Here is an 11,087-nt window from a genome sequence, read left to right as displayed (position 1 = left end):
CTGATTAGAGAGGAACAAGAAGCGACGGAAAGTAAAAGTTATTTGATTACAGGTTTATCCCATGATCTAAAAACCCCATTGACTTCTATTTACGGTTATCTTGAATTAATTAATAGGGATAACTATAAAGATGAAGTAGAACTTAGATATTATACTGATATAGCTTTTAAAAAGACCATTCAATTAAAAAATATGATAGAACAGCTATTTAATTATACTAAATATAATTCATCAAGTATTGAAGTTGAAAAAGTTAATCTTAATGTAAAGGAATTATTAAAACAATTAGTAGTAGAATATTACCCGTTTTTTTTGAAAGAAGACTTAGAGTGTAGATTGCATTTTGAAAATGAGAAGTATGAAGCATATGCAGATAGTAAATTATTATTCCGTGTATTTGAAAATTTGATTTCTAATGCGGTGCGTTACAGCGGTGAAAATAGTAAATATATTGATATTGACCTTGAATCTAAGGGTAAAAAAATATATGTCCATTTTATTAATTATGATAATATAATACCAGCATACCAGCAGGAGTTCATTTTTAATAGATTTTATAAGATTGAACAATCAAGGGCACATGATTCAGATAGCTCTGGATTAGGTTTGGCTATAGCAAAAACAATAGTAGAATTAAATGATGGTGATATTAGTGTTAGCAGTAAAGATAATAAAACCTTATTTACTGTAACACTCAACAAAATAGATAATAGCATAGCAAAGGATAGATAAAAATGACAAAAGATTTTTTACCGATAAGTAAAGCAGATATGGAAAAAAGAGGATGGGAAGAGGTTGATTTTGCATTTATTAGTGGTGATGCATATGTAGATCATCCATCTTTTGGAGTAGCAATTATTAGTAGATATTTGGAGGCTTATGGTTATAAAGTTGGAATAATCCCTCAACCAAGATGGGATATTACTGACGATATTACTGTTTTTGGAAGACCAAGATTAGGATTTTTGGTAACTGCCGGTAATATTGATTCAATGGTTAATCATTATAGTGTCGCAAAGAAAAGAAGACAAAAGGATGCCTATACACCTGGTGGTATCATAGAAAAAAGACCTGATAGAGCTACGATTGTTTACTCTAATCTGATAAAAAGGGTTTATAAAGATGTTCCAATAATATTAGGTGGAATAGAAGCTAGCTTAAGAAGATTAGCGCATTATGACTATTGGAACAACAAAGTTAAACGGTCAATATTACTTGATTCCCAAGCTGATATTTTACTATATGGCATGGGTGAGAGATCAATAATAGAATTAGCAGAAGCTTTGGATAGCGGTATTGATGTTAAGGATATCACCTATATAAAAGGAACAGCATATAAATCAAAAAATCTTGATAGCGTATATGATTATGTTGAATTACCATCATATCAAGATATTATTAAAGATAAGAAAAAATATGCTGAAAGTTTTATGGCACAATATAACAATACTGATTTTTTTAATGGAAAGAGATTGGTTGAACAATACAAAAATAATGAGTATATCATTCAAAATCCTCCAACCACACCACTTCAACAACCAGAGATGGATAGTATTTACGCATTACCATATATGAGGGAATATCATCCGGTATATGAAAAAGATGGAGGAATTCCTGCAATAAAAGAAGTTAAATTCAGTCTAATCAGCAATAGAGGCTGTTTTGGAGGATGTAGTTTTTGTGCTCTTACATTCCATCAAGGACGAGTGGTACAGACAAGAAGTCATAAGTCTATAATTAGTGAAGCAGAAGATATTACATGGGATAAAGATTTTAAAGGCTATATACATGACGTAGGTGGTCCAACTGCTAATTTTCGTCATGCTGCTTGCGAGAAGCAATTGAAATATGGTGCATGTAAAGATAAACAATGTTTATTTCCAGAACCATGTAATAACCTTAAAGTAGATCACTCAGATTATCTAAGCTTACTTAGAAAACTTAGAGAGTTACCAAAAGTTAAGAAAGTGTTTGTTCGTTCAGGTATAAGATTTGATTATCTTCTGAAAGATAAAGATGATACGTTTTTTAAAGAATTAGTTGAGCATCATGTATCTGGACAATTAAAAGTTGCACCAGAACATATATCTGATAAGGTGTTACAGAAAATGGGTAAACCTCAGGTAAATGTATACAATAAATTCGTTAAGAAATATAATGATATAAACAAAAAATTAAATAAGAAGCAATATTTAGTTCCATATCTTATGTCAAGTCATCCAGGGTCTGATCTTAACTGTGCAGTTGATCTTGCAATTTATTTAAGGGATTTGGGATATATGCCTGAGCAAGTACAAGATTTTTACCCTACGCCTTCCACATTATCTACCTGTATGTATTATACAGAGCTTGATCCAAGAACAATGGAAAAAGTATTTGTACCAAGATCTCCTCATGAAAAAGCAATGCAAAGGGCATTAATACAATACAGAAATCCCAATAATTATAGATTAGTTCACGAAGCTTTGATTTTAACTGGCCGAGAAGACTTAATTGGTTTTGATAAGGATTGTCTTATAAGACCAAAAGGTAGTAGTGGTAACTATAATAATAAAAAAAATTATGGTAATACTAATAAGAAATCTGATAATACTAAGATAAAGAAAAAAAGAAAAACCATTCGTAATGTGCACAAAAAAAAGAAAAAATGATGTAAGGGGTTAATCAAATGAAAAAGATAGCTGTCATAACAGGTGCTTCATCAGGGTTCGGAAGAGAATTTGTTAGACAAATATGTTTGTCTAAAGGTTATAAATTCGATGAAATATGGATAATAGCAAGGAGAAAAGAAAGATTAGAAAAGTTAGTAAAAACATATCATAAACAAACATTTAAGATATTAGATATGGATTTATCCAAAAAAGAATGTTTAAAACAATATAGCAATATGTTACGTGAAGAAAATCCCAATGTCAGATTACTTATTAATAATGCTGGACTTGGTAAAATTGGTAGTTTTGATGAAATTGATTCAAATGATGATATGAATATGATAGATGTTAATATAAAAGCTTTGACTTATGTAACGAAGGAAACACTTAAGTATATGAAAAGATCATCTAGAATCATTCAAATAGCTTCTTCTGCCGCTTTTTTACCACAGCCTAAGTTTGCAGTTTATGCTGCTACTAAATCTTATGTACTAAGTTTTTCTAGAGCACTTGAAAGAGAGCTAAAAAGTAAAGGAATCTATGTTACTGCAGTATGCCCTGGACCTGTTGAAACAGAATTTTTTAGAGTTGCATCAAACAATGAAAAACCCAAATCTTTTAAAAAGTTTTTCTTTGAACCAGCTGAATCCGTTGTAAGAAAAGCTTTATATGATTCAAGAAAAGGTAATTATATTTCTATACAAGGGAAAAGCATGAAAGCTTTGCAAATATTATCTAAGGTTGTACCTCATAGCTTAATACTGAGATTTATTAAATAACTAAATAATAAATACAACTGTAATATGGAAGTGATAAATTTATATGCGAAAGAAAAAGAAAAAAATTAAATTCAAAGGAATATTGGCTACTATTCTTGCATTAGCATTTCTATTTTGTTTCAAAGTAGATGTTAATGACAAAAATGTGAATATGGCTAAAGATCTATTTCAAACTGTTAAAAGCTTATTTTATAGTATAACAATTGATACTAATTATGAAGTTGGAGTAGTTAGCAGGGTTGTTGATGGAGATACTGTTGTTATTACCATGGGTGGAGTAGACAAGAAAGTTAGATTTGTAGGAGTTAATACACCTGAATCTGTAGGGCGTTATTCAAAAAATCCTCAGCCTTATGGGAAAGAAGCAAGTAAATTTACTAAAGAAAAACTAGATGGAAAACAAGTATATCTAGAAAAAGATGTCAGTGATACTGATAAATATGGTAGATTATTACGGTACATATGGCTAGAGGAGCCAGATAAAAGTAGACTTGAAGATATAATGTTTAATGCGATACTTTTAAAAGAAGGATATGCTAATGTTATGACATATCCTCCGGATGTTAAATATTCTAAAACTTTTGTGAAAATTGAAGAGAAGGCAAGAAATAATAAAACTGGATTATGGAAAACAAAAAAATGAAGCTAGCCCAAGGGCTAGCTATAAATTTGTGACCATTATATAATTGTACATCAATATAAAATGACAAACACTTCCACCTAATACAAAAAGGTGAAATAATTCGTGAAAACCGAATTTCTTAGAATTAAAATTGGGCCATTTGAGTCCATATATAATACCTCCGATAGTGTATATAATACCGCCTATCAGTAACCACATGAATCCATTAGGAGGTAATGTTTCTTTGATTTGTCCCATGGCAAGGACTGCGGACCATCCCATAATTATATAAATAGCTGCGGAAAACCAACTTGGTGAATTAATCCAAAATATTTTTAATAAGACACCTGCAACTGCAGTACACCATACAATAGTAAGCAAGGTAAATCCAAAACCATCTCTTAGAGGAACTAAACAGATTGGTGTATATGTTCCTGCAATTAATACAAAAATCATCATATGGTCTATTCTTCGTAATATAACACTTAATGCCTTAGGCTTTTCAATTATATGGTAAACAGTACTTGCTGTATATAACATCACAAGGCTCACTCCAAAAAGAGAAAAAGATAAAGTATGCCATATTGTTGCAACATGATAAGATTTCCATACTAATAAGATGACACCTATCAAAGAAATAACTGCTCCGATGAAATGGGTTAATGCGCTTATTGGGTCTTTAACTTTTAATTTCATAAAAAATCTTCCTTTCATAATAAAACATTTCAATTATATTAATAATAAGTATTAAGTAATATGTCAAAAATAGAGTATATAATGTGCAATAAATTGCTATAGTAGATAGTTTGAAAAAATGCATTATGTAGTATCAATAACTACATATAACAATGTAAATATGATATCACATGTTTGGATATAGTTCAAGACTATTTTTAGTAATTTTTTCAAATAAATAAGTTGAATTGAATAATTGCTACAGACCCAGCATTTATTTATTATTGTTAATATATCTAGATTGTTTCTAAAATAGGTTAGCTAATTATATAATTTTTATTTGCAACTATTGGTGCAAGCATTTGCACTTGTATAATTATCATAATGGTTCTATTATTATAATATAAAAATTGTTCAAAATAACGGGAGAGTGATTAAATGTTAAACGGCATTGGTATATCACCAGGGATAGTATTAGCGAAGGCCAAAGTAAAAAAAGAAAATAATATAGAAATCATTAAAGAAAGTATTCAAGATATTAATGCTGAGATAGATAGATTTCGCAAAGCTATAGAATGCAGTAAGATACAAATCAAAGAAGTACGTAACAAAACTTTAGCTGAAATAGGAGAAAAAGAAGCTAGAATATTCGATGCACATGAATTAATACTTGAAGATATAACATTTACTGATGGAGTTGTTAATAAAATAAAAGATTGTCTAATGAATTCTGAGGCAGCCATAAAAGAAGTATCCGATGGTTTTATTTCAATTTTCAACAATATGGATGATGCATATATGAAAGAAAAAGCATCAGACATAAAAGATGTATCAGACAGGGTTATATATAATCTTTTAGGTATAGAACAATGCGATTTTGAATCTATGACAGAAGAAGTAATAATTGTATCAAAGGATCTGACACCATCAGATACAGCAAGTTTCAATAAAGATAAGGTTCGTGGTTTTATAACTGAATTCGGTGGTAAAACATCACACACTGCTATTCTAGCAAGAACTTTGGAAATACCAGCTGTCACAGGAATAAATGATTTATTACAAAATATAGAGGATGATGATTTTTTAATAATTGATGGTAATACCGGTAAGGTAATAGTTAATCCAGATAATGAAATCATTCAAGAGTACGAAGATAAAAAAAGTGATTATGAAAAAGAATTATTGGTATACAAAAAGTATAAAGACAAAAAAACCATTTCAAAAGATGGAATTAATGTTGAATTAGTGGCAAATATAGGTATGCCAAGTGATATAAAAGGTGTTCTCGATAATGGTGCAGAGGGTATCGGATTATTTAGAACTGAATTTTTATTTATGGATAGGGATAAACTACCAACAGAGGAAGAGCAATTTCAAGCTTATAAAGAAGTCATTTTGAACATGAAAAATAAACCAGTTGTAATACGAACTATCGATATAGGTGGTGACAAGGAAGTACCGTATCTCAATCTACCTACAGAAATGAATCCATTTCTTGGATATAGAGCTATCAGGATGTGTCTAGATAGACAAGATATGTTTAGAACACAACTTAGAGCATTACTTAGAGCAAGTAATTATGGAAATCTTAAAATTATGTTTCCTATGATATCCAATATGGATGAAATACAAGAAGCAAAAAAAATACTTGCAGAAATAAAGGTAGAATTAAATAATAATAAATTACTGTTTAACAAAAATATTGAAATTGGAATGATGATAGAAATACCGTCAGCGGCTATTATGTCAGATGTTTTTGCAAAAGAAGTTGATTTTTTCTCTATCGGTAGTAATGATTTAATACAATATACAGTAGCTGTTGATAGAGGAAATGATAAGATAGCTAATCTATACGATGAATTTAATCCTGCTGTCTTAAGATTGATAAATCTTATAATCAAGAATGCTCATGAAGAAGGAATATGGGTAGGAATGTGTGGAGAAGCAGCTTCCAATACGGAATTAATACCTATTCTATTGGCTATGGGATTAGATGAGTTGAGTATGAATGCAAGTTCCTTGTTACAAGCAAGATATCTAATAAGTAAAGTAAGTATTAACGATATAAAAAAAGAGTTACCACAAATATTAAAAATGAAAAAAGGGAAGCAAATTCAAAAATTTATTAGTAAAATTGAAGTTATTTGAAAATAATAAAAAGAGATATGGAGGATAATTATGACAAGCGTTACTGTAGAATTATTAAATGAAGCAGGATTACATGCAAGACCAGCTGATACATTTATTAGAACCGCTCAGAAATTCAAAAGTGATATTAAAATAGTCAAAGATACTGTAAAAGTTGATGGTAAAAGTATTCTAGGACTATTAACTCTAGGAGCAACAAAAGGTACAATGATTACTATTGAAGCTAATGGTGAAGATGAAAAAAATGCAGTAGATAAGCTAAAAGAGTTAGTTGATAATAGATTCGGTGAAGATGAATAGGAAAGTAACTTCTAACTGACAAAAGATATATGAGGTATCAGCTATGTATTATTTAAATAAACGTCAAATTGAAATTATTACATATTTAATTAATAAAAATAAATATGTTTCTGTTAAAACAATTGCATCTAAATTTGATGTTAGTATTAGAACTATAAGATATGATTTAGAACTAATCGATGACTGGTTAAATGAAAACAAAGCAACTCTAGTAAAAATACCTAATAAAGGTATTGAGTTAAAAGTGATAACTGATAAAACGCTCTTGTTGGAAAAATTAAAATTCTTATCCATTGAAAATAGGGTTTTATCTGAAAGAGAAAGAGTAAGATATATTGTTTTAGAATTATTGATGTCAGAAAAAGAGCTTACAATTGAAGACATCAGCAACCGATTATATCTAAGTAAGAATACAGTGATAAAGATACTGAAAGATGTGAAGAGATATTTAAAAGATAACAAATTGCAAACTGAAAAAGTATATGGAAAAGGAATAAGAATTGTTGGTAATGAGGTGGACAAAAGAAGTCTTTTATTAGAACTATTTTTAGAAACCTTAAGTATTAATAATATTATCTTAACTGTTAAAAACAAATCCAATTATAAAGAATTAATAAATTTATGGGAGAACAATTATAGGATATTAAGTATTGATGAAGTAGAACAAATATTTGATATATTGAAAGATATAGAAGAAACCCATAGCTTTTATTTAACAGATATAGCACTTACAAGATTAGTTTTTTATCTTACGATATCAATCAATCGTATAAAAAATAATCATATAATCATAAAACAAAGAAAACAGATAAGAGAACTTAAGGAATATAAAATAGCGAATATAATCGCTGATAAACTGAAAATATATAATGCTGTATTTACTGAAGAAGAAGTAGATGAAATAGCAGCTTATATTATAGAATCAAAATCCTATAATACTATTAATGATTTAAAAAGTATGAATTTCTCACAAGTATTCAATAAAGAAATCATTAACTGTACACAGCATATTATAAGATATTTTGAAAAAGAGCTAAAGGTAGATTTTCATACAGATACTCAATTAATTAATGGGTTAGCTCTTCATCTGAAATCTGCATTAAATAGGCTTAAGAATAACAAACAGATAGTTAATAAATATATTGATTCAATAAAAGAAAAATATCCTTTGGTTTTTCAAATAGCTAGAGAAAGCATTTATTATCTAGAAAAAGCTTATGATATTAAGATTAATGATGATGAAATTGGCTATATAACTCTTCATATCAGGGCAGCCTATGAAAGATTATCAGATAAAGGATTTTCAGCTTCAGCCTTGGTAATATGTACAGAAGGCGTATCAATACTTAGTATGTTAACCACTAAGCTAAAAAAGGTATTACCAGAACTTAATATTATAGAAACCTGTTCAATCTATGATTATGAGAAATACAAAAATAAAATTGATGTCGTAATTACAACTAATGAATTTAAATTGAGTAATGTTGATGTCATTAAAGTAAGTCCATTCTTGGAAAATAATGAAATATTTGATATAAGAAATTTCATTATAAGATTAAATAAATTCAAGCAAATATACAAGTATAGTATAAGTGACAGGGTATTAGGAGGGAAGATTGTCATGTTAAAAGATGTATTGAATGAAGAAGTTGTTGAACTAGGAGTTGCCGCAGATAATTGGGAAGAAGCTATTATGAAGGCTGGAGAACCTCTTGTAAAACAAGGAAATGTAGAACAAGCCTATATTGATAATATGATTCAAGCAGTAAAAGATTTGGGACCATATATTGTTATTATGCCAGGTGTAGCTTTTGCACATGCAAGACCAGATGAAAATGTAAAATCTACTTGTATGAGTATGATAACTCTAAAAGAACCAGTCAATTTTGGTAGTGAACAAAACGATCCAGTAAGTATAGTATTTGCTTTTGCAGCACCTAATAGTAATGAGCATATGGTTGCATTACAAGATTTAGCTAGATTCTTATCTGTGGAAGAGAATATTGAACTATTAAAGAATGTCAATGATAAAGAAGTTATACTAGATAAATTATTAAACGAAGAAACAGTATAACATAATATAAATCAAGTTATACGATGCAAGGGGGTGAAATTAATGGCAAGAATCAAAGTTTTAGCAGTTTGTGGTTTTGGAGTTGGTACAAGCTTAATACTTAAAATGAATATTGAAAAAGTCCTTAAGCAAAATGGAATTGATGCTGAAGTAACTAATGCTGATATTACTACTGCTACAGGAATCAACGCAGATGTTATTTTTACTTCTAAAGAGTTGTATTCACAACTTCAAGGAAAATCAAAAGCTCCACTTATTCAAATCGATAATTTTATGAGTAATAAAGAAATTGAAGAAAAAGGAATGCCAGTAATAAAAGGACTAATGTAATTTAGTTTAAAAACCATAGTTTAATTCTTTAACACAATATTTCGGTATAGTCTTAACTTATGTTGTGTTAGAGAATTAATAAATGGAGTTACTAAATAACTAAGTAAGTAATATGTCTCTAAAATAAAATAATAATAAAAGGAGGAGTTACATAATGTCAGTTATTAATTATTTAACTTCAAACATTTTCAAGCAACCATCTTTGTTTTTAGGTGTAGTAGCATTAATTGGTTTATTACTTCAAAGGAAAAGTTTTGGTGAAGTAATAAAAGGAACATTTAAAACTATTATTGGAGTAATTATTTTATTCAAAGGGGTTAACATTATTGGAGATGCTGTTTCTCCACTTTCAGGAGCATTTTCCACATTGTATGATCTACCTGCAAGTAATCAGTTTAATCCAGAAGGTTGGCTCAATTTCTTAGGTGACTATGGTACAACTATAGGTTTAGTAATAGTATTTGCCTTCGCAATTAACTTATTAGTAGCTAGAATCTCTCCAATAAAAAATATCTTCTTAACAGGGCATATATTCTTCTGGATGTCATATATCTTCGTAGCTGTTGGTGTTGAAGCAGGATTAACTGGTACAGCACTTACAATATTTGCAACTTTATTCTTAGCATTATATATCATTGTTGTTCCAGCATTATTAAGACCTTTTGTAAAAAAAGTTACAGGTTCGGATGATTTCACTATCGGACATAGTGCTTCACTATACTGTTTACTTGGTGCAGGTATTGGTAAATTAGTTGGAAACAAAGAAAAATCTACTGAAGATCTTAAAATCCCTAAAGCATTTGAATTTTTTAGAGATACAACAATTGCAACATCATTAATAGTATTTGCAACTTATATTGTAGTCGGGTTAATTATTGGTCCAGATGCGAGAGTTAGTATATTCGGTGGTGCAATAGGTAGTCTTAATACAATTGGTGGTATGCAATACGATTTATTTACATTTAGTTTAATGGCAGGTTTAACATTTGGAGCAGGTTTAACAATACTTTTAACTGGTGTAAGATTAATGCTTGGTGAAATCATTCCTGCATTTAAAGGTATTTCTGATAAACTTATTCCAAACTCAATACCAGCACTTGATATTCCAATGGTATTTCCATTTGCACCAAATGCATTGTTGATTGGATTTATTGTAAGTATGGCAACAAGTATACTAACGATAGTCGTACTAGCATCAACAGGATTATTAACATATGCTGTAATACCATTGACAGTTGCTTGTTTCTTTGATGTAGCTCCAGGTGCTATCTTTGCTAATGCAACAGGTGGACGAAGAGGAGCAGTCATAGCTAGTATAGTAAGTGGTGTCTTGATGGTATTGTTAGTAACAGTTTCCATTCCTGTAGTGTTCAATACAGTAGCTGGATTCAACCAGTTATTTGGTGGTAATGACTTCTCATTATGGTCAGTTATTGGTTCGTTGATAGGTAAATTGTTCTAATAAAATCCATAAAAATTTTGTAGTATGTAATATTGTATTGATTGAT

The 11,087-nt window shown here is 29.5% G+C and carries 10 protein-coding genes; 9 read left to right on the top strand and 1 reads right to left on the bottom strand.

What is annotated here, in order from left to right; genetic code table 11:
* The 4 genes from ACX6CF_RS16785 to ACX6CF_RS16770 all read left to right on the top strand — a co-directional run.
* The coding region (locus ACX6CF_RS16785; protein WP_458786508.1) for a sensor histidine kinase at window positions 1-732 on the top strand (732 nt) is incomplete at its 5' end.
* A gap of 2 nt (window positions 733-734) precedes the next feature.
* Window positions 735-2,651 carry a YgiQ family radical SAM protein gene (locus ACX6CF_RS16780; protein WP_458786507.1) on the top strand — a complete coding sequence of 639 codons (1,917 nt, stop codon included), beginning with the start codon at window positions 735-737 and terminating at the stop codon, window positions 2,649-2,651.
* Window positions 2,652-2,668: 17 nt separating this feature from the next.
* Entirely contained in the window at window positions 2,669-3,430 is a 762-nt protein-coding gene (locus tag ACX6CF_RS16775) for an SDR family NAD(P)-dependent oxidoreductase (RefSeq protein ID WP_458786506.1), read from the top strand.
* A gap of 43 nt (window positions 3,431-3,473) precedes the next feature.
* Entirely contained in the window at window positions 3,474-4,073 is a 600-nt protein-coding gene (locus ACX6CF_RS16770) for a thermonuclease family protein (RefSeq protein ID WP_458786505.1), read from the top strand.
* Between the two features lie 18 nt (window positions 4,074-4,091).
* On the opposite strand, the gene trhA is transcribed toward ACX6CF_RS16770, so the two are convergent.
* On the bottom strand, window positions 4,092-4,748 hold the full coding sequence (trhA, locus tag ACX6CF_RS16765; protein WP_458786504.1) for a PAQR family membrane homeostasis protein TrhA: 657 nt from the start codon (window positions 4,746-4,748) through the stop codon (window positions 4,092-4,094).
* 417 nt (window positions 4,749-5,165) lie between these two features.
* Here trhA and ptsP point away from each other — a divergent pair, with 417 nt between their 5' ends.
* The 5 genes from ptsP (at window position 5,166) to ACX6CF_RS16740 (ending at window position 11,041) form a co-directional block, all read left to right on the top strand.
* Window positions 5,166-6,875, top strand: a complete 1,710-nt coding sequence (gene ptsP, locus ACX6CF_RS16760) for a phosphoenolpyruvate--protein phosphotransferase (protein WP_458786503.1) — start codon at window positions 5,166-5,168, stop codon at window positions 6,873-6,875.
* Between the two features lie 30 nt (window positions 6,876-6,905).
* Complete coding sequence (locus tag ACX6CF_RS16755; RefSeq protein WP_458786502.1) at window positions 6,906-7,175, top strand: HPr family phosphocarrier protein; 270 nt, start codon at window positions 6,906-6,908, stop codon at window positions 7,173-7,175.
* A 43-nt stretch (window positions 7,176-7,218) separates the two neighbouring features.
* On the top strand, window positions 7,219-9,249 hold the full coding sequence (locus ACX6CF_RS16750) for a BglG family transcription antiterminator (RefSeq protein WP_458786501.1): 2,031 nt from the start codon (window positions 7,219-7,221) through the stop codon (window positions 9,247-9,249).
* Window positions 9,250-9,291: 42 nt separating this feature from the next.
* Window positions 9,292-9,579: a PTS sugar transporter subunit IIB gene (locus tag ACX6CF_RS16745; protein ID WP_458786500.1), complete on the top strand. Its 288-nt coding sequence runs from the start codon at window positions 9,292-9,294 to the stop codon at window positions 9,577-9,579.
* Between the two features lie 154 nt (window positions 9,580-9,733).
* Window positions 9,734-11,041 carry a PTS ascorbate transporter subunit IIC gene (locus tag ACX6CF_RS16740; protein WP_458786499.1) on the top strand — a complete coding sequence of 436 codons (1,308 nt, stop codon included), beginning with the start codon at window positions 9,734-9,736 and terminating at the stop codon, window positions 11,039-11,041.
* Window positions 11,042-11,087 lie beyond the last annotated feature (46 nt).

This window comes from Vallitalea sediminicola (assembly GCF_054408565.1).
This window is presented reverse-complemented; position numbering and strand designations above follow the sequence as displayed.

Excerpts from the sequence above, each read along its gene's own strand:
- trhA (WP_458786504.1), bottom strand. The coding sequence starts at position 4,748 with ATGAAATTAAAAGTTAAAGACCCAATAAGCGCATTAACCCATTTCATC.
- ACX6CF_RS16755 (WP_458786502.1), top strand. The coding sequence starts at position 6,906 with ATGACAAGCGTTACTGTAGAATTATTAAATGAAGCAGGATTACATGCA.
- ACX6CF_RS16770 (WP_458786505.1), top strand. The coding sequence starts at position 3,474 with ATGCGAAAGAAAAAGAAAAAAATTAAATTCAAAGGAATATTGGCTACT.
- ACX6CF_RS16740 (WP_458786499.1), top strand. The coding sequence starts at position 9,734 with ATGTCAGTTATTAATTATTTAACTTCAAACATTTTCAAGCAACCATCT.
- ACX6CF_RS16745 (WP_458786500.1), top strand. The coding sequence starts at position 9,292 with ATGGCAAGAATCAAAGTTTTAGCAGTTTGTGGTTTTGGAGTTGGTACA.
- ACX6CF_RS16775 (WP_458786506.1), top strand. The coding sequence starts at position 2,669 with ATGAAAAAGATAGCTGTCATAACAGGTGCTTCATCAGGGTTCGGAAGA.
- ptsP (WP_458786503.1), top strand. The coding sequence starts at position 5,166 with ATGTTAAACGGCATTGGTATATCACCAGGGATAGTATTAGCGAAGGCC.
- ACX6CF_RS16750 (WP_458786501.1), top strand. The coding sequence starts at position 7,219 with ATGTATTATTTAAATAAACGTCAAATTGAAATTATTACATATTTAATT.
- ACX6CF_RS16780 (WP_458786507.1), top strand. The coding sequence starts at position 735 with ATGACAAAAGATTTTTTACCGATAAGTAAAGCAGATATGGAAAAAAGA.